General features: G+C 24.7%; 27 protein-coding genes. 11 read left to right on the top strand and 16 right to left on the bottom strand.

Features of this window, described 5'->3' with window-relative positions; translation table 4 throughout:
- Positions 1-213: 213 nt before the first annotated feature.
- The 6 genes from T388_RS0101040 to pyrH form a co-directional block, all read right to left on the bottom strand.
- The gene (locus tag T388_RS0101040) at positions 214-1,158 is read right to left on the bottom strand and encodes an ABC transporter permease (protein ID WP_036456794.1); all 945 of its coding nucleotides are present in this window, start codon (positions 1,156-1,158) and stop codon (positions 214-216) included.
- Positions 1,158-3,446, bottom strand: a complete 2,289-nt coding sequence (locus T388_RS0101045) for an ABC transporter permease (RefSeq protein ID WP_027120492.1) — start codon at positions 3,444-3,446, stop codon at positions 1,158-1,160. Before T388_RS0101045 ends, T388_RS0101040 begins: the two co-directional genes overlap by 1 nt.
- Positions 3,446-4,999 (bottom strand): ABC transporter ATP-binding protein, encoded by a 1,554-nt coding sequence (locus T388_RS0101050; RefSeq protein WP_027120493.1) that lies wholly within the window; start codon positions 4,997-4,999, stop codon positions 3,446-3,448. Before T388_RS0101050 ends, T388_RS0101045 begins: the two co-directional genes overlap by 1 nt.
- Before the next feature lie 2 nt (positions 5,000-5,001).
- On the bottom strand, positions 5,002-6,345 hold the full coding sequence (locus T388_RS0101055) for a BMP family ABC transporter substrate-binding protein (protein ID WP_027120494.1): 1,344 nt from the start codon (positions 6,343-6,345) through the stop codon (positions 5,002-5,004).
- 216 nt (positions 6,346-6,561) lie between these two features.
- Positions 6,562-7,113, bottom strand: coding sequence for a ribosome recycling factor (gene frr / locus T388_RS0101060; RefSeq protein ID WP_027120495.1), 552 nt, complete (start codon positions 7,111-7,113; stop codon positions 6,562-6,564).
- Positions 7,113-7,829: a UMP kinase gene (pyrH, locus tag T388_RS0101065; RefSeq protein WP_027120496.1), complete on the bottom strand. Its 717-nt coding sequence runs from the start codon at positions 7,827-7,829 to the stop codon at positions 7,113-7,115. Before pyrH ends, frr begins: the two co-directional genes overlap by 1 nt.
- A 335-nt stretch (positions 7,830-8,164) precedes the next feature.
- Between pyrH and T388_RS0101070 the strand changes: the two genes are divergently transcribed.
- The gene (locus T388_RS0101070) at positions 8,165-9,007 is read left to right on the top strand and encodes an MAGa3780 family membrane protein (protein WP_027120497.1); all 843 of its coding nucleotides are present in this window, start codon (positions 8,165-8,167) and stop codon (positions 9,005-9,007) included.
- Positions 9,008-9,082: 75 nt separating this feature from the next.
- On the opposite strand, the gene rplA is transcribed toward T388_RS0101070, so the two are convergent.
- Complete coding sequence (gene rplA / locus T388_RS0101075; RefSeq protein ID WP_027120498.1) at positions 9,083-9,778, bottom strand: 50S ribosomal protein L1; 696 nt, start codon at positions 9,776-9,778, stop codon at positions 9,083-9,085.
- On the bottom strand, positions 9,778-10,380 hold the full coding sequence (gene rplK / locus T388_RS0101080) for a 50S ribosomal protein L11 (RefSeq protein ID WP_027120499.1): 603 nt from the start codon (positions 10,378-10,380) through the stop codon (positions 9,778-9,780). Before rplK ends, rplA begins: the two co-directional genes overlap by 1 nt.
- Positions 10,381-10,614: 234 nt before the next feature.
- Here rplK and T388_RS0101085 point away from each other — a divergent pair, with 234 nt between their 5' ends.
- The 6 genes from T388_RS0101085 (at position 10,615) to nusG (ending at position 14,248) form a co-directional block, all read left to right on the top strand.
- The gene (locus T388_RS0101085; protein ID WP_027120500.1) at positions 10,615-11,850 is read left to right on the top strand and encodes a cysteine--tRNA ligase; all 1,236 of its coding nucleotides are present in this window, start codon (positions 10,615-10,617) and stop codon (positions 11,848-11,850) included.
- 45 nt (positions 11,851-11,895) lie between these two features.
- Positions 11,896-12,594, top strand: a complete 699-nt coding sequence (rlmB, locus tag T388_RS0101090) for a 23S rRNA (guanosine(2251)-2'-O)-methyltransferase RlmB (RefSeq protein ID WP_027120501.1) — start codon at positions 11,896-11,898, stop codon at positions 12,592-12,594.
- Between the two features lies 1 nt (position 12,595).
- A complete protein-coding gene (locus T388_RS0101095) occupies positions 12,596-13,186 on the top strand; it encodes a hypothetical protein (protein ID WP_027120502.1) in 591 nt (196 codons plus the stop codon).
- Positions 13,187-13,279: 93 nt separating this feature from the next.
- The gene (gene rpmG, locus T388_RS03840; protein ID WP_084489745.1) at positions 13,280-13,429 is read left to right on the top strand and encodes a 50S ribosomal protein L33; all 150 of its coding nucleotides are present in this window, start codon (positions 13,280-13,282) and stop codon (positions 13,427-13,429) included.
- A gap of 1 nt (position 13,430) precedes the next feature.
- Positions 13,431-13,631: a preprotein translocase subunit SecE gene (gene secE, locus T388_RS0101100; RefSeq protein WP_027120503.1), complete on the top strand. Its 201-nt coding sequence runs from the start codon at positions 13,431-13,433 to the stop codon at positions 13,629-13,631.
- An 11-nt stretch (positions 13,632-13,642) separates the two neighbouring features.
- The gene (nusG, locus tag T388_RS0101105) at positions 13,643-14,248 is read left to right on the top strand and encodes a transcription termination/antitermination protein NusG (RefSeq protein WP_036456795.1); all 606 of its coding nucleotides are present in this window, start codon (positions 13,643-13,645) and stop codon (positions 14,246-14,248) included.
- A gap of 22 nt (positions 14,249-14,270) precedes the next feature.
- On the opposite strand, the gene T388_RS0101110 is transcribed toward nusG, so the two are convergent.
- The 7 genes from T388_RS0101110 to T388_RS0101145 form a co-directional block, all read right to left on the bottom strand.
- A complete protein-coding gene (locus T388_RS0101110) occupies positions 14,271-14,762 on the bottom strand; it encodes a deoxycytidylate deaminase (RefSeq protein ID WP_027120505.1) in 492 nt (163 codons plus the stop codon).
- 12 nt (positions 14,763-14,774) lie between these two features.
- Positions 14,775-15,176: a DUF4231 domain-containing protein gene (locus T388_RS03810; RefSeq protein ID WP_051586178.1), complete on the bottom strand. Its 402-nt coding sequence runs from the start codon at positions 15,174-15,176 to the stop codon at positions 14,775-14,777.
- Positions 15,160-15,588: a DUF4231 domain-containing protein gene (locus T388_RS0101120; protein WP_027120506.1), complete on the bottom strand. Its 429-nt coding sequence runs from the start codon at positions 15,586-15,588 to the stop codon at positions 15,160-15,162. The genes T388_RS03810 and T388_RS0101120 overlap by 17 nt, the downstream gene beginning before the upstream one ends.
- Positions 15,578-16,078: a hypothetical protein gene (locus T388_RS0101125; protein ID WP_027120507.1), complete on the bottom strand. Its 501-nt coding sequence runs from the start codon at positions 16,076-16,078 to the stop codon at positions 15,578-15,580. The genes T388_RS0101120 and T388_RS0101125 overlap by 11 nt, the downstream gene beginning before the upstream one ends.
- Positions 16,079-16,167: 89 nt before the next feature.
- Positions 16,168-16,635: a dihydrofolate reductase gene (locus T388_RS0101130; RefSeq protein WP_027120508.1), complete on the bottom strand. Its 468-nt coding sequence runs from the start codon at positions 16,633-16,635 to the stop codon at positions 16,168-16,170.
- A complete protein-coding gene (thyA, locus tag T388_RS0101135) occupies positions 16,635-17,504 on the bottom strand; it encodes a thymidylate synthase (protein WP_027120509.1) in 870 nt (289 codons plus the stop codon). The genes T388_RS0101130 and thyA overlap by 1 nt, the downstream gene beginning before the upstream one ends.
- A gap of 321 nt (positions 17,505-17,825) precedes the next feature.
- Positions 17,826-18,758 (bottom strand): phosphatidate cytidylyltransferase, encoded by a 933-nt coding sequence (locus tag T388_RS0101145; RefSeq protein WP_027120510.1) that lies wholly within the window; start codon positions 18,756-18,758, stop codon positions 17,826-17,828.
- A 166-nt stretch (positions 18,759-18,924) separates the two neighbouring features.
- On the opposite strand from T388_RS0101145, the gene T388_RS0101150 reads away from it, so the two are divergent.
- Genes T388_RS0101150 through T388_RS0101165 form a run of 4 tightly spaced genes read left to right on the top strand, consistent with a single transcriptional unit; the run spans position 18,925 to position 21,860 of the window.
- Entirely contained in the window at positions 18,925-19,698 is a 774-nt protein-coding gene (locus T388_RS0101150; protein WP_027120511.1) for a TatD family hydrolase, read from the top strand.
- Positions 19,679-20,455: a 16S rRNA (adenine(1518)-N(6)/adenine(1519)-N(6))-dimethyltransferase RsmA gene (gene rsmA, locus T388_RS0101155; RefSeq protein WP_027120512.1), complete on the top strand. Its 777-nt coding sequence runs from the start codon at positions 19,679-19,681 to the stop codon at positions 20,453-20,455. The genes T388_RS0101150 and rsmA overlap by 20 nt, the downstream gene beginning before the upstream one ends.
- Before the next feature lie 13 nt (positions 20,456-20,468).
- Positions 20,469-20,858: a hypothetical protein gene (locus tag T388_RS0101160; RefSeq protein ID WP_027120513.1), complete on the top strand. Its 390-nt coding sequence runs from the start codon at positions 20,469-20,471 to the stop codon at positions 20,856-20,858.
- A 9-nt stretch (positions 20,859-20,867) separates the two neighbouring features.
- The gene (locus T388_RS0101165) at positions 20,868-21,860 is read left to right on the top strand and encodes an NAD(P)H-dependent glycerol-3-phosphate dehydrogenase (protein ID WP_027120514.1); all 993 of its coding nucleotides are present in this window, start codon (positions 20,868-20,870) and stop codon (positions 21,858-21,860) included.
- 94 nt (positions 21,861-21,954) lie between these two features.
- On the opposite strand, the gene serS is transcribed toward T388_RS0101165, so the two are convergent.
- The gene (gene serS, locus T388_RS0101170) at positions 21,955-23,223 is read right to left on the bottom strand and encodes a serine--tRNA ligase (protein WP_027120515.1); all 1,269 of its coding nucleotides are present in this window, start codon (positions 23,221-23,223) and stop codon (positions 21,955-21,957) included.
- Positions 23,224-23,390 lie beyond the last annotated feature (167 nt).

The raw sequence follows: 23,390 nt of genomic DNA on the forward strand, positions 1-23,390 counted from the left end.
AAATAGTGAAATTATTGTTGCAAATAATACTGGATATAGCCACGAAATAAAATAAGGATTTAGGAACCCTTATCCTTATTTTATTCTACTGACAGATGATTTAAATGAAAAGCATTAAAAGTAAAAATAATAAAAAAACAGGGAGTTATCCCTATTTTTTTTTAAATCATTTTAATTAAATAATTTTGCCACCGTTTTCTTTTTTAGCTCTCGTTATCTTTTAGATTTATCATAAATGATTCCTGCTGCAGCAGGAGCTCTAGTTTTTTTACCCATAATAATAACCATTATTAAAGTACCTAGATATGGAATAGTTCTAAATAAATATGCAAAAGCTTCAACACTCTTAACATAACCTGATAAATCAGCTAAACCAAATAATAATGAATAAACAAATGAAGATAATGTGATTAATCAAACATTTCATTGTCCCATAATCATAATAGCTAAAGCTAAATAACCAAGACCGTTAACTTCACCTGTAAAAGATAATCTAGATGATTGAGCGAAAAATGAACCGGCTAAACCTGATAAAAAACCAGAAATTAAAACACCTTGTCACTTTATCGAATTTACATTTATACCTGCAACATCAGATGCATTTGGGTTTTCTCCCACACTTCTAAAGCGCAAACCTCAGGCTGTTTTGTATAACATTAAATAGGAAATAATAACTATTAAAATTGTAATAACTAATTTTAGTGAAATAATTTCAAATTTAGTTCCTGAAACCTCCACATAAGCTGCCATTTCTGTAACATTGTTATTTGGTGTATTTGTATTATTACCAAAAATAATAAGAAGTATTAAAGCAATACCAAATGCTAATAAATTTATTGCAAAACCAGAAATTGTATGATCACTTTTTAATTTTATGGTTGCAAAACCTAAAAGTGTTGAGAACAACATACCAACTAATCCACTTATTGGAAATAGAAGAAGTTGTCAAAACATAGATTTTTGTATATCTATAGGAAATATTTTGGACATTATCTGTGTAATTACTAAATATGTAACAGCGCCTATTATCATAACACCATTAATTCCTATATTAACAATACCTGAACGCTCAGTAAACATACCGCCAATAGCACTAACAGCAAAAATACAGAAATATATTGAAATTACAATTGAAAATGCACCTCACGCAACAATCATTATTCCACTTCCTTTCTATATTCTTTTGGCATTAAGATATAATTATTTAAATAGAATTCATAAATTTTATTGGTTTCTAATTTAAATAAATTCTTATTTTCTTTCAGTTGTGCTTTATATTGTAATTTAATATCCTGTTTTTCAGATTTTTTTAATTTTCTTAATTGATCATTAAGAGCTCTATGTTGATCCGAAATTTTTGAGAAGTTTTCTATTGTTTCATCATTATTTTTAGAATTTAAAGCTATTTTAAGAAAATCATTTTTATGTTTTTTGTAATTTTTGTTTGCTAATTTTATTTGTTTTTTAAAGCTTGTTGTTTCAATTTCAAATTGATTAATATCAAATATATATGATGTCTGTTCATTTAATTTTTTAATATTTTCTTGATCAAAGGATTTTAAATTTAATTCCAAATAATTTTTTGCATATTTTTTATTTTTGTCTCATTGTTTTAATGATAGTTTACAAATATTTTTGTGGTGATTTACCATATTTTGATAAATAATTTTGTTTTCTTTTAAAATATGTTTTTTATTTTTAATTATTTCATTTAAACAGTTGAAACTATTAATTCGTTTTAGTTTATTTTGTTCAATGACATCATTAATAAATTGCTTACCTTTTTTGCCAATAACCTCATTTAATAGATCTTTTTGCAGATTAATTTCTTGTAAGTATAAGTCTATTTTTTTATTTAATTCGCTTAACTTATATTCATCTTTTTCTTTTAATGTTTGTTCATAATTTTTATTGATTAATTTAATTAAATGCTTAATTTTATCGATGTTATTTCTTTGTTCTTTGTTTTGAAATTTATATTCTTTTCTTAATTTATTTATTTCATTTATTAAATCTATAATAGGTTGCATCAACTCTACTTTTTTAAGGTAAAAAAGTTCTTTAGCTTCAATTTGTTTTATTTTAGTTTCATATTTTAATTTGTAATCGATATATTTATTTAAATATAATGCTTTAGTTTCTATTGTTATATTTTGTTGAATACTACTCTTATGCAATCTATATTTTTTTAATACTCTTTGTTTTTTCTTTCGCAATCAATATATATGCATTTTAGCTCTTCAACTTTTACGCGATAACAAAATTATTTTTTTTCAGACATATTTACCGGGGGTAAATTGTAGAAGAATTTGTGATATTGAAGCAAAATATAAAATTATTGATGTTATAACATTCAAATCTTCTTTTAAAATGTTTAAAGATCCTGTTGTTGTATAAATTCTGCTTGTATAAAGAATGGAATAGAACAATGAAATTAACATAACACCCAAAGGAGCATTTAATGCCAATAATGCAATAGCAATAGATTCAAAACCAATAACTAATGGAGATTGAATTCCAATAAATTTGGTTTCAAAAATCATGTAGTAAAAGAAACCACCTATTCCTGCTAATAACCCAGAAAAACCTAAAATAAGTGATGTAAGTAATTTATCATTTACTCCAATGTATTGGCCATTGGTTTTAGATAAACCTAACATTCTTAATTTATAACCTAGTGTTGTAAATTTATACATGATTCATAGACCAATACCAATTACTATAAGAGATAAAGATAGAATTAACGAAAATAATTCTTTTATTTCTTTTTGAATATATAATGGTCCCCCTAATACACCTCCACCATTCAATGGATCAATGTATTTAGCAGTAAGTGGTCCAAAAGAATTACTTTGTAGTTGAAAAATGTAACTTGCAATACCAACTAATATTCAGTTCATTAGAATTGTGCTAATTACTTCATGAATATTTAAATATGCTTTTAAAATTCCTGAAAACAATCCTAATAAGAATCCTACAAATGCGTAAATAATTAAATAAATAATTAAATGAGCTAATTTTATATCTCCTAAATCTTTGCTTGCAATTATAGAAAAACAAATAATTGAGCCAGCAGTCATTTGCCCACTAATACCTATATTAAATAACCCTGATCTAAAGCCAATAGCAGAAGCTAAACCAGTAAATCCAAATATTATAAAATAATTGCCAAATCTCTGAATCGAATTAGAATATTTAAAAACCTCACCGAAGGCTGCAAAAAATAAAAATGGATTTCGAGGTGTGTGTGTTGGTGATGTAATTGCTGTTGATATAAATATATAAATCATAGCAGCGCCAAGACCAAATATTAATGATCATACTGATGCCATTATTCTATTTTTTGCTTTTTTATTTTTTTCTAATTTAAAAAAAGTTGATATTTTTTGTAAATTATTATTCACTTTCGATTTGAAAGAAGGTTCTATTATGGTTTTATTTTTCATTACTCTCCTTTCATTTCTAAATTGGCATTAGAAGACATATATTTACCAATTTCATTTCTTGTTATGTTTTTAGCATCTTTAATTGTTAATAATTTTCCTTCATTTATAACCGCAATCGTGTCAGCTAAAGCAAAAACCTCATCAAGTTCATATGAGATAAGCAAAATTGCTTTTCCATTTTTCTTTTCCTCTAGTATTTGATTATGAATATTATTAATTGCCCCTATATCTAAACCTCTTGTCGGTTGAATAATAATGATAAAATCATGTTCAGTCATCATTTCGCGACCTACAATAAATTTTTGTTGATTTCCTCCCGATAGTGAACGAGATAGAGCAGTTCCCTTACGAGAACCTCGAACATCATAGTTATCAATAATTTGATTTGAAAAATTTTTAATTTTTTTTGTTTTAATAAAACCTAATTTTTGATATTTCTTATCTCATAATCTTCTTAATATGGCATTATCTAAAATTGTATAATCAAGAATTAGACCATGGTGGTGTCTATCAGCGGGAATAAATGAAATATTTCTTTTACTTCTTTTTAAAACACCTTCTTTTGTAATGTCTATTAATTCATAATTTTGTTCTTTATTTTTTGTTCTTAATTTAATTTGACCGGCACTAACTTTTGTCATTCCCGAACAAACTTTTTCTAACTCATTTTGACCATTACCTTCGACACCCGCTATAACAAAAATTTCACCCGCATGAATTTTAAAGGAAATATCATTTAAATGAATTATCCCTTTATTAGTTGATACATTGTTTAATTCAAAAATAACATCTTTTCTTTCAGTATTCAAAGTATTTTTAATTTCTTCAACTTTAGATCCAACCATAGCTTGAATTATTTCTTCTTTAGAAGTTTTTTTCATATCAAAAGTACCTGAAACTTTACCTCTACGTAAAACCGTTGCATAGTCAGCTACTTGAATTATTTCTTTTAATTTATGAGATATAAAAATAATTGTTTTACCAGCTTTTCTAAACATTTCAAACGATCTTAGTAAACCTTGAATTTCTTCATCAGTTAAAACAGCAGTTGGTTCATCAAAAACTAAAATATCGTTATCTTTATATAACATTTTCATAATTTCTACTTTTTGTTGAGTAGAAACTGTTGCTTGACCGCTTAATTGATTTAAATCAAATCTTAAGTCATATTTTTCTTGTAATGCTTTAATTTTTTTAATTGCGATGTTTTTATCTAAAAAACCATTTGTGTTTCATTCTGAACCTAAAATGATATTTTCTAAATTAGTATACACGTCCACTAATTTAAAATGTTGATGTACCATGCCTATTTTTGCATTGTTTGCATCGTTAGGTCCCTTAAAAAACACTTTTTTGCCATTAACAAAAATTTCTCCTGACGTTGGCTCATACAATCCAAACAATATTGACATTAATGTGCTTTTACCAGCGCCATTTTCACCAATTAGTGCATGGATTGAACCTTTGAGAATATTAAAGCTAACGTTATCGTTAGCTTTAATTCCTGGGAATTCTTTTGTTAAATTAACAAATTGAATTGCGTTTTGATTCATATTTATTTTTTAAGTAAATCATTTAAAGCATTTAATCTTGATTGAAGATCAGTGTTTTCATCTGCATCTGATAAATTAACTTTTCCAGAATGTAATCAATTTAATTCTTCAGTAGTTAGAGATTTGAATTTAGACATACCTTCAGCAAGGGCAGCTTCAGCTTTTGTACGTTCTGAACCAGTTAATGTTGTATCAGCAAGTCCAATTCAGTTATCATTAATACCTTTTTGTAAAAGTCCTGATTTAGCATTATTTTCACCAAAAGCAACATATCCACCTAAATTTTGGTTTAATAATTTACCTGAAACTAATGCACCTAAAGTATCATATGTAGCTTGTCCAATTCTTTTTAGAATACTTGTGAAAAATCTATTCTTGTTTTTTGAAGCTGATTTAGATTGATCTGTATCTACACCAACTAATAAAACATCATCATTCATTGATTTAGCAACTTCATTTGTTGCAATTCCTGCTACAGCCATAACTAATTTTGGATTGTTTGAAAGTGCTTTAGTTACAGAAGTTGCCATAGGATCTTTAGCTTCGAAGCCAGATGTTAAATCAACGGTAGCTGTTGTTGATTTAACTTTATTTGAAGGGTTTTTAGTATTTCAATAAATTGCACCTTTATAAAAACCTTCGTTAAAGTCAGTTACACCTGGGAATGTTCCACCACCAAATGTAGCAAAATCTCTATCATTTTCATTAGCTTCTTGAGATAGATATTTAGCAGCTGCATATCCTGCTGCAAATCCACCTTCTTTAGTATTAAATAACAACGAAATTCCGGCACCTTCATCTAATTGAGCACCATATTCACCTGTTACTAAAAAGTCTATTCCAATAATAACTATTCCTTTTTTTTGGAATGTTTCTTTGTTATCTTTATAGAATTTTTTAATTGGGTCTAAATGTAAGAAACCTGGTAATACCCAGTATTTGAAATTTTTATTTAATGCAGCTTCATAAGCTTCATCAAATTTTTGATGTTGAACTTCTAGAACGTCATAAAGATCTGTTTTGATCTTTTGATCTTTTGCAACTTGCAATAAACCTTCTCAAGCTGATTGATTAAATGAACCATCATTTATATTTCCACCATCAGTTATTACACACATACCGAATGCTTCAGTTGGAGTTTCTGCATTTTGAAATTCTGGATTAGAAACAATTCCTGCAACCTTGTTTGCTTCAGCAATTTCTTTTGGGTGATTTTCATTTCCTGTATTTTGTTTTTTTGTAATTGGGCTAATTTTACTACTACATGCTGATGAAACCATAGGTATCGCTGCTATTGTTGTAGCAATAGAACCTAAAGTTAAAACCATTTTTGAACTTTTTTTCATTTTGTCTCCTTAATTTTATACAAACCGATATTTAATTAATAATTTTGTAAATATCATAGTTTATATTGTATTTTAAATTTATGAAAATATTGATAAAATCTTGCTTTTTTCCACATTAAAAAACATCCTATTTTTTAAAAGGATGTTTTTGAAATTTTGATTTATAATTAAGATATTAGCGCTTTTTTAAAAAAGTGTTTTTTTTATTTCTATATTTTACATTGTCATTAATTCTTTTTCTTTTTTAGTTGTCATTTTGTTGATGTGCTCAATAGCTTTATCCACTTCTTTTTGAATTTCGTCAAGATATCTTTTTTCAATATCTTCTGAAAGATCTTCATCGTTTTTAATCATTTTATTAACATTTTGGCGAGCGTTTCTAATACCCACCTTGGCATTTTCTGTATGTTTACTTAAATTTTTAATCATTTCTTTTCTTCTATCAGTTGTTAATGCAGGAAATGTTAATCTAACTTGATTGCCTTCATCAGAAACCGAAATATTCAAGTTTGCATTTAAAATAGATTTAGCTATTTCATGTGTTGTAGATACATCAAAAGGTTTAACAAGAAGTTGTTGCGGTTCAGGAACAGTTACATTTGCTAATTCTTCTAATGGTGTCAAAGTATCATAATAATTTATTTTTATACCTTTGATAAGTTGAGGATTAGCTCTACCAGTTGAAATTTTTGAAAGTTCAAAAGCATAATGATTTTTGGCTTTTTCAGCCTCATCTAAAAAATTTAATATATATAAGTCTAATTCCATTATTTAGTAACCTCCGTATATTTAATTTTTCCATTTAAAGCTTTTAAAATAGCATCTTTTTCAGCTATGTTAAACACAATTAAATTTATATTATTATCTCTTGCCATGCTTGTAGCAGTTAAATCCATTACTTGCAATTTTTTATCTAAAATTTCATCGTATGTAATTTTACTATAATGTTTTGCATTTGGGTTTTTCTTTGGATCAGAATCATAAATTCCTTCTACACCATTTTTACCCATTAAAATAACTTCGGCTTTAATTTCACTGGCAAATAATGTTGCAGCTGTATCTGTTGTAAAATATGGTCTGCCTGTTCCTCCAGCAAAAATCACAACTTCACCATTTGCTAAATATTTTAAAGCTTTTTCATTTATATAATTTTCTGATACTTTTTGATCAATGTTAATTGATGATTGAACTCTAGCTTTAATTCCTACTTTTTCAAAACCACTTTGAAGTGCTAATCCATTCATCATTGTTGCAAGCATTCCGATATAATCAGCTCTATTTCTTGGAATTCCATTTTTTTCTGCACTTGCACCTCTTCAAAAATTACCTCCACCAACAACAACGCTTACTTGAGTGCCACTCTCAACTATTTGTTTTAATTGATATGCTATATCTTCAACTAATCTATAGTCAATAGCCAATCGTTTTTCTTTGTTTACTAAACCTTCTCCTGAAAGTTTTACCAATATTCTTTTGTATTTCACAACATAACCTTTCGTTTTATAATTCTAAATATTTAATTCAAATTATAAATTATTATGATTATTAATATAAATATTATTATATAAAAGAATTGAATGAAATTTTTAAAGTACATAATTTAAAGGTATAAAATTCAAAATAAAAATTATCATCCTACCAAGAATACAAACTATTTCATCATTAATAATAATTAAAGACATTTTGATTTTAATAATATAAAAGTATTAAAAAACAAAATGTAATACAATATAAATAATCTATGTGTTGTTTTATTTTTTATTTAATTTTTATTTATTAAAATATATTTGTTCTTTTAAAAATTACAATAAGGAGATATATGAATAAAAAATCAATTTTTATATTTGATAAAACACAAAAATTAAAATCGACAACGTTTTTAGCTGGAATTACAATTATTTTATGTTTAAATATTGTTTTTATAAGTAATTTTTCATTGATTGCAACAAATATTAAAAATTTATTAGCAAATTTAAGCATTGCTGAAAAACAATGATTAATCAACAATAATTTACAACCAAAAGTTATTCCATCTTTTTGGGAATCAACAATTACTTTTACGTATATTTCAAATTTTTTATCTGGTTTAAGTTTAATTTTTTTTAGTTTAAACACAAAAAAAGAATTTAATCAAAAATTTTTGTTTTGTTCGACAATTTACATAACTATTACATTTATTGTATTTTGATCTTTAATTTTTCCACAAATATTTTTGAATAATGGTTATAATCCTAAACATTTTGTACTATCAACTATTGTTCATTTTTTGAATCCCTTAATTGCAATAGTGTTTGCTATACTAAATAGAAAAAATATATTTATTAATAAAAAAACAATTTATATTGCTTCGTTTTTTGTAATTATTTATTTTTGTTTAGCAATGATAATGTATTTTTCAGGTTTAAAAATAACGGATGAATTTATTAAAGATAATATTAAAAATTCCAAATATGATATTTATATAAATACAAAAATAGTCATTTATGGTTTTTTAAATTTTCAGAAACCTTTATTTTATGGTGGGGGAAATATTTTTATAGTGATTCTATTGGATATGTTTATGTTTTTATTAGCATTTATTTTACCCGTTGGAATTGGTTATTTTTGAAAATTTGTTTTAAAAATAAAAAATGTATCAACTATAAATGAAGTCATTAATTAATTTAATTTTTAACACATTTATAAAAATGTGTTTTAAATAAAAAACACCAACTAAGTTGGTGTTTTTTTAGATAAATTATCTTTCAATTTTTACTTTAACAGCAGGTCCCATTGTTGCAGTTACAACTATGTTTTGCATATATGTACCTTTAACTGCAGCAGGTTTTAATCTTTTTATTAATGAAATAATTGTTTGAGCATTTTCAACTAATTTAGTTGTGTCCATGCTTACTTTTCCAATTATTGTATGAACTATACCAGCTTTATCTGTTCTATAGTTTGCTTTACCCTTTTTAAGTTCTTCAACAGCTTTTTCAGGAGTTGGAGTAACAGTACCTGTTTTAGGATTTGGCATTAAACCTTTAGGTCCAAGTTTTTTACCATATTTTCCTAGAATAGGCATCATTGTTGGATCTGCCACCATAACATCGAAATCAAAGTCATCTTCTTTGATTTTTTGTTCTAGTGCTGCGCCATCTACAACTTGATCAGCGCCGGCTGCTTTACATGCTTTTTGTTTTTCTACATTATTTGTTACAACTAAAACTCTTACGCTTTTACCTGTACCATTTGGTAATAATACAGCACCACGTAATTGTTGATCTGCTTTACGTACATCAAGATTTAATTTAAATACTAATTCTAAAGAACCGTCAAATTTTGAATATGAAGTTCTCTTAGCTAAATCGATTGCTTCTTGTAAGTCATAAACTGCATTTTTATCAAATGATTCTCTTGCAGCTCTTATTTTTTTTCCACCTTTTAGAGACATTATTTATCCTCTCCTTCAGCTTCTTTTTCTTCATCAGAAATTGTTGTTACATCGATTGCTTTTCCTTTAGATTCTTTAAGTGCTTCTTCAGCAGCTTCAATTTCAGCTTCTTTTTGAGCAGCATATTGTTCATCTTTTAATGCTTCAGCAGCAGCAGCTTTTTCAGCTTTAACATCATCAAATCCTTCAATAAGAATTCCCATGTTTTTAGCTGTACCAGCTACTATCTTCATAGCTACTTCAACATTATCAGTATTTAAATCTGGTAATTTGTATTCAGCAATTTCTCTAAGTTGTTCTAACTTAATTGTTGCAACTTTTGTTGTTTTTGAGTTTGCACTACCTTTGTCAAGTTTTGCAGCTTGTTTTAATTTGTAACTTGCTGGTGCAGTAAATAATTTGAAATCGAATGATTTATCTTTATAAACGGTAATTTGTACCGGAACTGGTTCATTACCTCTATCACGTGTTGCATCATTGAATGCACGTGTGAAATCTGGCATATTGATTCCAACACCTGCTAAAGCTGGACCAGGTTTAGCTTGACCAGCTTTAAATTCTAATTTACGAACACGGACAATATCAGCTTTTGATTTTGCCATTTGTTATTTATCCTTTCGATAGTGTGGTACTAGCGATACTTTTTATAGTTTCTCCCACTAGCTAGAGGCAATTTTTTAAATTGCTTTTCTATTATATACTAATATTAATTTTAACCATATTATATATTATTATTTCATTAATTGACTAAAAGGACTATTTTATAGAATCAAAAGCACTAATGTTTAAGATAAATTAAAAAATTTTTACACTTTTTATGGTATATAATTATATTTATGTTAAAGATTTATGTGTGTGGTCCAACAGTATATAATGAAGCTCATATTGGCAATTTAAGACCAATATTAACTTTTGACTTAATTTTAAAAGGCTATAGATTTTTAGATGAAAAATTTATATTTGTTCATAATATTACTGATATTGATGACAAAATTATTAATAGAGCAATTGAACAAAATAAAAACGAATTAGAAATAAGTAAATTTTATGAAGAAAAGTATTTTGAATGTCTTAAAAAATTGAATGTTGATACTATTTCATATGTTGAAAGAGTAACTAACAATATGGAATTAATAACTAATTATATTAACAAAATATTTTTAAGCAAAAATGCATATAAAGATATTGATGGAAATATTTGGTTTGATGTTAAAAAAAATTCTCAAAATTATGGTTTAGTATCTAATCAAAATTTAAATAAAATGATTTTTGAAGAGGAAAACAAAAATAAAAAATTTGAAGCTGATTTTGCGTTATGAAAAAAAACAAACAAAGGTATTCAATTTCAATCTCTATTCGGTCCAGGAAGACCAGGATGACACACTGAATGCTGTGCTCTAATAGATAAACATTTTGGTCAAAATGGTGTTGATATTCATGGAGGCGGAATGGACTTAACTTTTCCACATCATGAAAATGAAAATATTCAACATTTTGCTTTATATTCAAAGCATCTTGCAAAAAAATGAATAAGAACTGGACAAATTAATTTAGACGGAATAAAAATGTCTAAGTCACTAGGTAATACAATTTCAATAAGTGAATTTTTAGAAAAAAATTCTCCAGATTTATTAAAATTGATAATTTTAAATTCAAAACTAACCGCCCCAATAAATATTACAGACGAGTGAATTGACTATATTAAATCAATTGAAGATAAATATCAAAAATTAATTTTTAAATTTTTTATAACTTTTGATTTAAACGAATTTAAAAATATAGAAAAAAATAATGAACAAAAACAAATTTTTGAAAGTCTTAAAAATTGTGATTTTTCGCAATACAATTTTTTATTAAATGAACAAATTAAAAGTTTTAATAAAACTCAAAATATCAATTTTGCTAAAAATATATATCAAGTCTTAAACATTATCCACCCAGATATTACCAATGAATATAGATATAAAGATGCATTGACTAAATTTCACCAATGACGCTTATTTATAGATAAAAAAGATTATAAAAAAGCAGATATTATTAGAGATGAATTAATTAAAAACAAGTTTTATTAACAATATTTTTATTGTTATTTTTTTAAAATTAAGGAGAAAACAAATATGAAAAAATTAATATTGTGTGGAAGAAACACGGTTATGGATGCAATACAAAATAATTTGCCTATTGATAGCATTGTTGTAAATAGTGATTCTTTTGCACAAAAATTGAAAACTAAATATAAAAAAATAAACATCTCTATAAAAGATTCGACTTTTTTTAACGAATATAAAAATGATAATCATCAGGGAATAATTGCAATATTAAAAGATTTTCCCATTTTCCCATTAGATCAAATATATAAAGACAAACCTGATAATGTTTTGATTTTAGATCATATTCAAGACCCACATAATCTTGGAGCTATAATAAGAACAGCAAATGCTTTTGGAATTAAACACATTGTTTTAACTAAGGATAAATCATGCGATATAACTTCAACAGTTTTAAAAGTAAGCTCTGGCGGTTTTGTTAATATGAAAATTATAAAAGTATCTAATTTAGTTGCAACAATAAAAAAAATGAAAGAGTGAAATTATTGAATATATTCTTCGGCATTAAATGTTAATGCAAAACGCTTTGATTCAATTGAATATAATAAACCAACTTGTCTAATAATTGGAAATGAAGGAAATGGAGTATCTTTACCAGTTTTAAAACAATCTGATGAAATTATTTATATTCCTCAAAAAGGAACAGTTCAGTCACTAAATGTGTCTGTTGCTTCAGGCTTGTTAATACATCAAATAACAAAGGATTAAAATGAATTTATATGAAAAATTCAATTATTTTAATAAAAAATCAAATCTAGAATTACAATTATTTTTTCATTCATTATCTAAAAACCAAATAATAAAAATTATTGATAAATTTTATTACCAATCTTTAATAACTTGTATTAATTTAAATTTAATAAATTATAATAACTTACCAATTAATAATTTGGATATCTATAATGAGTTTTTAGCAGATTCAGCGATTTTTGTTAACAAATATAATCCAAAAATAAATAACGCTTCATTCAAAACTTTTCTTATAGGTTGTTGTAAGAAATTTTGTTTAAATAAAATTAAGTATTGATTGGCAAAAAGTAGATCATTTAGTTCAAAATTAATTTCTTTTGATAATGAAAGTTTTTACTTTTTAGAGGACAAAAATGCTAAAAAAGAAATTTTAAAATACAATGATATTTGTGACATTAAAGAAATGAAAAGAAAGTTAAATAATAATGAACTTATTATTTGAAACCAATTAGAAAATGAAAATATTACTTGTAATTTTTGAACTGCACAAAAAATAAACAATACCAAAAATGAATTATTTAAAAAAGCTAATTGATTTTTTGGATATTAATTAAAAATATTTGCCATTCTAATTATTAGGGTGGTTTTTACTTATTTATAATAATATGTATTAAATATATAACTTTACTTTATAATATAAACTATGCAAAAACGAAAAGTTGCACTTTGTTGCGAAATATGTCAAAGTTTAAATTATGTTACACCTAAAGGATTAACCAATCAAGATAGAATTATGATAAAAAAATTTTGTCCTAGATGTCGAATTCACACCCTACATAAAGAGGAAAAATAGCATGAAAAACAAGAAAGATAAGAAACAAAAAAAATATTTAATGAGACGTTTTGTAAAAGAAATTAAAAGAGTGAGATGACCTTCATCAAAAAAAAATTGAACCTCATTCTTTCAAATAATTTTTTTTGCATTAATATTTACAATTGTTGTTATTATCTTCGCGACATTAGTATCATTAATTTGAACAAAATATAAAATTTAATAGAGGTTATTATGGAAAATAGAAAATATTTATGATATATGATTAGTACTGTATCTGGAAAAGAAATGCAGGTTGTCGAAGCATTAAAAAATAGAATTATCAGTGAACAAGTTGATCATTGTTTTGACCAAAATGCAACAGAAGATGGACCATTTAAAATTTTTATGAAGCCAACCTTAACACCTAAGGAAGCAGAAAAAAAGAATAATGGAGAACCTTATAAAGTTAAATACGTAAATATGTATAGTGGATACATATTTATTCATATGGATATGACAGATGATGCATGATTTGTAATTCGTAATACTCAATATGTTACAGGTTTAATTGGTTCATCAGGAAAAGGTGCAAAACCTACACCAGTTACAGCACACGAAATTAAAAAATGTTTTAAATCTGAAGCAAAATTGCAAAAAGATTTTGATGAAGGTATAACTAAATCTAAATTTGCAATAGGTGAAATAATAAGAATTATTGATGGCCCTTTTGTTGGACAAACAGGTATGATTCTTGAATGTAATGATAAAAATAAAACAGCTGTTGTAGAACTTGAATATTTTGGTAAAAAAGTTCCAACTGATTTTGAATATTCTGTATTAGAGAGTGAAGAAAAATAATCTGCAAAAGCAGATTATTTTTTTAACTTTTATATTTATTATTACCAACATTAACCTCAACACTAGTATTAATATCGATTTTGCGAGTGCTAATATTTGATATTTTTAAAATTTTTCTTGAAATTGCTGCATCTTCTGTGTCATGATATTTGTCTTCTTCATAAACAACTTCTTTAATTCCTGATTGAGCAATTGTTTTAGCGCAAGAAGAGCAAGGAAATAACGAGGTATAAATTATGCAATTTTCAAATTTTTGATATGCATTTAAAATAGCATTCATTTCTGCGTGTACTACATAAGCATATTTGGTGTCTTTGGGACTAGAGCCTTCTCTAGTTCATGGAAATTCGTCATCTAAACCTTTTGGCATTCCATTATATCCGAGAGAAATTACTCGTTTATTTTGGTTGATAATGCATGCTCCCACTTTTGTTGAAGGATCTTTTGATCTCATAGCAGAAACCTTAGCTAAAGCCATGAAATATCCATCTCAATATAAAGCTTTATTTTTCATATATACTCCTAATTATTTATTGTTATCAATTTCGTAAATTTCATTAGCAATTTTCGAGACTTTAAATGCTTCTGGTTCATTCAAATATGATTCTTTTAATGACTGTAGTTTTCTTAATTTAGATAAGTTTGATTCTTTTGATTGTTTAAAGTTGAAAAATAGTAATAAAGATTGAATAAAAACAATGATAGCTGAAATAATAGCTATTGTTAAAAATATTAATTTTAGATTATAACTATCATTTCATCTAATAGCAAATAAGTTAAATAATATTTGTAAAGAAGATATAACTAAAATAATTAATCCAATAAAAATATAAATAGACTTTGAAATTAAGTATTTTTTACGATATTCTTTAAATTTTGTTTCTGCTTCTTTAATTAATTGCAAATTAACATTATTTTCCTTGTTCATTTTTAGCCTCCCATTTTAAATTACAAATTTCACATATTTTTTTAAAATATTCAATATTTTTATTTTTCGATTTATAAATTCCTAATGATTCCTCTCATAGTAATTTTTCTAATTCAATTTTTTGCAATCTTCCTTTGTATTTTTCAATTATTTGTGATAAATAAAAAAAGGATATTAATGATGCAAGAAAAGTTGTAAGAGCTGATATTCCTGTAGTAACTAGTAAATATCTATTTCATTCGCCAAAAGCTTTAAAGTTATGAAAAACTTGAATACTTGAAAGAATTGAGATTGTAAGTGAAACCATAAGTAATAAAATATTTAAAGTAAAATATCAAAAAGAATATACATAAACAATTCTTTTCATTTTGTTTTCAAGTGTCTTAATAAAATCTAAAGGATTAGTTACCATTTTTATTTCCTTCCGAAAGAATATTTAAAATAATGTCTTTAATTTTTTGATTAGGTTTGTTCATACCAATTTTTTCAATTTCATCCATATTTTGTTTATATTTATCTTCATTAAAATCAGCATCATTTACATATAATGTAGTAACATACTGAATTGATTCAAACATTTTTTTATAATTATATGTTTTAGCTTTTGATTTAAAAATAGATTGAATTATTGCTAGAACAAATAATGCAATAGTAAAAGCAGCAACAGCAACAGTAATATAAATATTTTGTTGATTGGATGAAACTCCTTTCTTAATTTCATTAACACCCAATTTAATAGCTATTGAACTCAATACAATAATACTAATGTTAAGTAAAATAACCATTGTTGTAAAAATAATTTGCAATACTGTTTCAACTCTAATTTTTTTAGATAATTTTTTGCTAGTTTTATCTAAATAATTAAGCAAAATATTATTTTGTTTTTTTGTATTTGTTTCCATAATTCTAATTATAAATTGTTATTTTAAAATTAAAAAGAATAAAAAAACACATAAAACAATGTGTAATTTTTTATAACTATATTTTTTGTCTAAATGACTTTTTTATAGTATTCTACAATAAAATCTTTTTTATTTGTAGTTGCAAATAATTCATATTTAGATAAATCTAAATTTAAATAAATATCCCCTTTGTATTCATTTTTTATTTTCGAAATAATTAATTCATCTGCATAATGATAATATTTTTCATAAATAAATTTACCACCAGCAATAAATAATATCTCTTTGGATGTTTTGTAAAAATTAAACAATTCTAATAATTCTTTTTCATTATGTATTGTTCTATCACAACCTGATAAAGTTTCACCCGACAAAACATAAACAATTCTATTTTCTAATTTTTTTGGTAGACCTAAAAAAGTGTTTTTTCCGAACAACAAAGCATTATTTAATGTTGTTTTTTTAAAGTGAATAAATTCCTCTTTAATATTTCAAGGCATTTTATTCCCATTACCAATTAAATTATTTTTATCTAAAGCAACAATCAATTTAATCATTAAACAGCAACCTTTGCTTCTATTTTTGAATGGTGATTGTAATTTTCTAATTTAATATCCTCTAAATTAAAATCAAAAATAGATTTTTTATTAGTATTTAAAATTAATTTAGATAGTGGTAATGGTTCTCTTTGAAGTTGTATATTTACTTGATTTATGTGATTAGAATAAATATGAGCATCTCCTATTGTGTGGATAAATTCTCCAACTTTAAGATTACATTCATGTGCTATTAAAGATAAGAGCAAAGAATAAGAGGCTATGTTGAAAGGAACTCCTAAAAATAAGTCACCACTTCTTTGATATAACTGCAAAGATAATTCTTTTTTAGAATTAACATAAAATTGAAAAAAAGAATGACATGGCGGTAATGCCATTTTTTGAATTTCTGTTGGGTTTCATGCACTAACAATATGTCGTCTAGAATAAGGATTATTTTTTATATTTTCAATTACATTTTTGATTTGATCCACACCTAAAAAATTTCTTCATTGCTTACCATACACGGGTCCTAGGTCACCATATTTTTTTGCAAAATTATTGTCAGTTTTAATTTTTTCAATAAATTCTTTAATATTTTCATTTTTAAAATCTGAAGATTTTTTATAAATTTCATATGGTCATTCATTTCAAATATTAACATTGTTATCAACTAGAAATTTTATATTTGTATCCCCTTTTAAAATTCATAATAATTCTATAACAATGGATCTTCATGCCATTTTTTTAGTTGTTAAAAGAGGGAAACCTTCTTTTAAATTATATCTAGTTTGTGTTCCAAAATAACTTATAGTTCCCGTTTTAGTTCTGTCATCTTTTTTTATTCCTTTATTTTTAACTAATTTTAATAAATCTAAATATTGTTTCATACTACCTCTAAACTTTTTTGAATATAAATATTTTTATTATATATATTAGTTAAATAGTAGTTTATAAATAATTATAAAAATGAAAAAATTGCATAATATTTTAAATAAACAATTTAAGTATCTCCAATATACATGATGATTGAAAATTAAAAAATTATGAAAGAAACAAATACAATAAAATCAAAACATTGTAAGATGGATTTAATTTTAATAAAATTAACTATAGAAAATGTTAGGAATTGTTTTAATAAAACAAATGAATTATAAAAATATCAAGTAAAAACAATTAACTTGATATTTTAATTTTTTTTATGATTAATTCTAAATAAATATAAAAATTATAAAAAATAAAAAACCAATAAATGATAAGCTATCAAACCTATCTAAAATACCTCCATGACCTAAAAGAAGCCGTGAATAATCTTTTATACCGTTTATTCTTTTAATATATGAAAAGTATAAGTCGCCTAAAGCTGAAATTAAAGGACCAAAAATAATTAAAAAACTTTTCTCAATATTGCTATAAAAATTATTTGTATCACTGAATAAATTTAATGAAAAAGATAATATTGTTGCAATTATCATACTAGCAATAATTCCAAAAATAAAACCCTCTCATGTTTTGTTAGGTGAAATTTTTGGTGCAAGTTTTTGTTTAAAAAATTTATGTCCTAATGTTTTTCCTCCCATAAAAGCGCCTATATCATGCGCAACTGGTATTAAAAAGAATACTAATAGGTATTTTCAATTTAATATTAGAAACATATGTGCTATCCTAGTGCTAATTGACAATATATATAAAGAAATAAAGGTGAGAATCATTCTTATAACTCTATCACTTATCATCATATTTGTTCGGTATATAAATTCAATGATAAAAATAAACAAACTAACAGAGAATATAAATAATATTGATACTCAATCTTTAGCAATTTCTCTAACCATTTGACCTATAAATTGTGGTGATGAATCGAATTTTGAATTATTTAAATCAGTTAATAATTTAAGATTAACAATTGGCAACATAACTGAAAAAATCATTGGTAACATAAGTAAAAATACATATGGTAGTGGAATTCTTTGTCCTTTTAAATATTCATAAGAAATTAATGAAATAAAAATACCAGAAAATATAAACGAACAAATTCTAGCTATTGGTTGACTTGGACCAAAAATACTTAAAGGTATAATTATTCCAAGAATAATAAGAGTAAAAATTATTCCGGGTAGTATTCTTTCTTTAAACAATTTCATAATTATGAAATTATACTAGTTTTTTAATCATAAATATAATTTAATATTTTTTTTACCTTTAAACCTATCAATTAAGATAATTCGTAAATTCAAATTTATCAAAACATTGCTTTAATTTTAATTATAATATAATGTATGAATACTAAATTTAGTTTTAAGGAGATAAATGTCTATTAAATATATTGATTGTCATACACATCCATTGAAATCTTATTATAAAGATAATTTTCATGTTATTGAACACTCTAGAAGTAAAAATATTGTAGCTATGATGGTTACAGGTTGTGATCCTAAAGAAAATGAAGAAGTTAAAAAAATTTGTAAACAATTTGATTATACTTTTCCAGTTATAGGTATTCATCCTAATTGTTCTAGTGGTAAAAAAGATGGTGAAATTTTAGAAAATCAAATTGATGAAAATATTAAAGCAATTGGCGAAATTGGATTAGATTTTCACTATCCAAACACAAACAAAAAAAATCAAATTGAGAGTTTGATAGCGCAAATTAATGTTGCAAAAAAATATAATTTACCAGTTGTTATTCATATGAGAGATGCTTATGCAGAATTATATGAAATTTTAAAAAATTATCCTGATGTTCAATTTATGATTCATACATATAGCGGAAATTTAGAATGAGCTAAAAAATTTTATGAATTAGGTTGCTATTTTAGTTTTAGTGGTGTTGTAACATATAAAAATGCTAACAAAACTATCGAAGTATTAAAGTGACTACCTATCGATAAAATTTTAACTGAAACCGATGCTCCTTATTTATCTCCTAGTCACAAAAGAGGCGAACTAAATTATTCTAATTATGTAATTTATACAGTACATTATATTGCAGGTATTAAGCAGATGTCTGTTGAAAAATTTGCTGATCAAATATTAAAAAATGCAAAGGAGTTATTTAAAATAAATGTATCAAGAAAGCACTAAAATAAAGGCTAAAAAAAAATTTGGACAAAATTTTTTAGTTGATGAAAATATAATTCAAAAAATCATTGAAATCATTAATCCTAAAAATAAAAATATTATCGAAATAGGACCTGGTAGAGGAGCAATAACAAAATTTTTAACAAAGGAAGCTCAAAATTTAATAACGTTTGAAATTGATGATGACATGATAGAGTACTTATTGAATAATAATATTTTGCTTAATTCTCAAATTGTTAAAGGTGATTTTTTAGAAGCTAATTTATCTCAATATAAAAATTATGAAATTGTTGGTAATATTCCTTACTATATCACAAGCGAAATAATATTTAAGTTGTTAGAAAATAGACATTTGTTTAAAAGAGCTATATTATTAGTTCAAGATGAAGTTGCAAACCGTTTAGTTGCAAAAAAGAATGAAAAAGATTATTCAAAATTAACAATAACTGCGAACTATGTGGCGAATATAAAAAAGGAACTATTTGTAAAAAATAAATGTTTTGTACCTTCACCCAAAGTTAATTCAGCTATCGTTACATTAGAATTTAAAGACAATGTAGAAAATTTTAATGAACTAAAAAATTTCTTCAAATTATGTTTTTTATCTAGACGCAAAAAATTAATATGAAGTTTAAAAACCAAATATCCAATTGACAAAATTCAAAATGCATATCATAAAAATAATTTAAATGAATTCACTAGAATACAAGAATTATCATTGGAACAAATTGTAGATTTATATTATAGTCTAGAAAAATAAAAAAAGAGGTAGTATGTTTGAATATATTTATGAATATGATTATAAAGAATTAAGAGATAACTATTTACATTTTCCAAAAATTTACAATAAAACAAAAAGAACTAATCTAATACTTAGTGAAATATTCTTCTTTATTAGTTTAATTTTATTTTTATCTTTCATTTTAATTTCTGTGTTTGTAGGTTGAAAAATATTTGGAATAATTGGAACTATATTAGTTTGAATTGGTGGAACAATTCTATTAATTTTTGGAATTCTACAATTACTTGCGCATCAACAAATTGTAAAAAGTATGAAAGAAGCAGATTTAGGCAATGAAAAAAAATCTTTGAAACATTTTAAAAATTTTATGAAATTAACATTGAATTTTGCATCATTAAAAAAAGTTGAAAAAAATAAATAAGGAGAAAATATGGCTAAAATTACTTTTATTGGAACGGGAGCATGAGCAAGTGCATTAGCTACAGTATTAACAAAAAATGAAAACGATGTTGTAATGTGAGGTATTGATAATAATGAAATAAATGATATTAATAAAGGAATTAATTCTAAATATTTCAATAGTTTAAGATTTAATAAATCACATTTTTTAAGAGCAACTAACAATTTAAGTGAAGCTTTGAAAGAATTTGATTTTCTAGTGTTGGCTGTTCCATCTAATCATATTGTTCCAGTATTAAAACAGATAAGCACAAAATTAGATGGGAGAAAAATAAATTTAATTAATGTTGCAAAAGGTATAGATGAAAAAACAAACAATTTTTTTTCTGAAGTTTTAACGAATGAATTTCAAGAAAATATTAAAAATTATTGCACTTTAATTGGGCCCTCTTTTGCTATAGAAGTTTTTGAAAATAAATTGACTATGATAAACATTGTTGGTCCTAATAAAAACTTTTTAAAAGATGTTCAAAAAATATTTAACAACGATACATTTAGATTGGTAATAAATAAAAATGAAAGAGGTTCTGAATTATTCGCTGCACTAAAAAATGTTTTAGCGATAGGAATTGGTATGATAAATTATTATCATCCATATAATAATCCTCAAGCTGCATTATTGTCAATAGGAGTGAAAGAAATTCATACAGTTTATAAAACATTATACCCACATTCTAGTGATAATATAGGCTTTGAATTAGCAGGAATTGGAGATATATTTTTAACTTGTTCTAGTCCTAAAAGTAGAAATTTTTCATTTGGTAGACAAGTTGCAGAAATGGGTATTAAAAAAACTTTAAAAATAAACAAAAAAACAATTGAAGGATATTATGCAGCTGAAAATTTAAATGAAATAATTAAAAATAATAATAAACTTCACATTCCTTTTTTAAAAAGTATAATCGATGTTTTATTTAATAATAAAAACGAAAAAAAATTATTAGATTTTATTCAAACATATTAAATTGCTTTTTTACATATAAAAATATAATAAAAAACATTTTAAAATTTCTTAAAGATTAATTTACAAAAAATCACCATTTGTTACTGGTGATTTTTTATTGTTTTATTATTTTATCTACTCCCATATATGGAATAAGTTTTGTAGGAATTGAAACTGAACCGTCTGAATTTTGATAATTTTCTAATATAGCCGCTATTAAACGATCAATAGCCAATCCAGAACCATTCATGGTGTGTGCATATTCAGTTTGACCGTTTTCGTTTCTATATCTAATTTTTGCCCTACGTCCTTGAAAATCACCCATATATGACACAGAACTAATTTCTCTATATTGAATTTCTGAAGGCAATCAAACTTCCAAATCAACTGTTTTTCTACTTGAAAAACCTAAGTCACCCGTGCATAATAATAATTCTCTATATGGTAATTCTAATTCTTCTAAAACCAATTTAGCTTGTTCTAACATTTGATTATATTCATCAATAGCATCATTAGCATTTGTTAATTTAACTAATTCAACTTTTTTAAATTGATGCATTCTAATAATACCTTTTGTATCTCTACCTCCGCTACCGGCTTCAGATCTAAAACACTCAGTATATGCTGTAAAACGCAGCGGTTTAGATAAATCAATAATTTCATTATTATAAATATTTGTCACAGGAACTTCTGCAGTAGGAATTAAATACATTCCATTAGTTAATTTAAATAAATCTTCTTCAAATTTGGGTAATTGTCCAGTTCCAAAAAGTATTTCTGGTTTAACAATTACAGGAACTGCATACTCTTCATAATTATTTTTTGTATGCAAATCTAATAAAAATGATTCTAATGCTCTAGTTAATTTGGCACCTAAATTCTTATAAATTACAAAACGAGAACCTGAAAGTTTTACACCTCTTTCAATATCTAAAATACCTAATTCTTGCGCAATTTCGTGATGTGGTTTAACATTTGTAACTAAACCTCTACCTAATTTATCGTGACATTTAATAACCTTATTTTGGTGTTCATCCTCCCCTAAAGGTATTTCATCTAAGGGTAAATTGGGAATTTGGAATAGTAAATTGTTGACTTCAACTTCAACTTGATTAGCTTTCTTTTCAAATTCTTGTTGTTCCTTTTTTATTTTTGAAATTTTGGTTTTTAATTCATTTAATTTATTTTTATCATTTTTAAATTTAATAAAATCAGCACCACATTTTGATAATTCAGCTTTTTTTTGTTGAGCACTAAACATCAATTGTCCACGTTGAGAAGCTAATTCAAAAAACTTATCAAATAATGTCATATCGAAATTTCTTGATTCCAATGCTTTTCTAATTTTTTGTTCATTGTTTAAAATGTATTTTATATCTAACATATTCCAATTCCCCTTTTTTGTAGTAATTTTAGTAAAAAATAATTTTCTTTTTTCAAAAATAATTACTAAAAATATTTGCGATTTATATTTTATTACATTTTTAATTTTCATAAACATAAAAATTAGATATTAAATTTAAGTTTTAATATATAATAATAAAGCGTTTT

Origin of the sequence: Mycoplasmopsis lipofaciens ATCC 35015 (genome assembly GCF_000686585.1) — a bacterium.
In the GTDB taxonomy this organism is placed as follows: domain Bacteria; phylum Bacillota_I; class Bacilli_A; order Mycoplasmatales; family Metamycoplasmataceae; genus Mycoplasmopsis; species Mycoplasmopsis lipofaciens.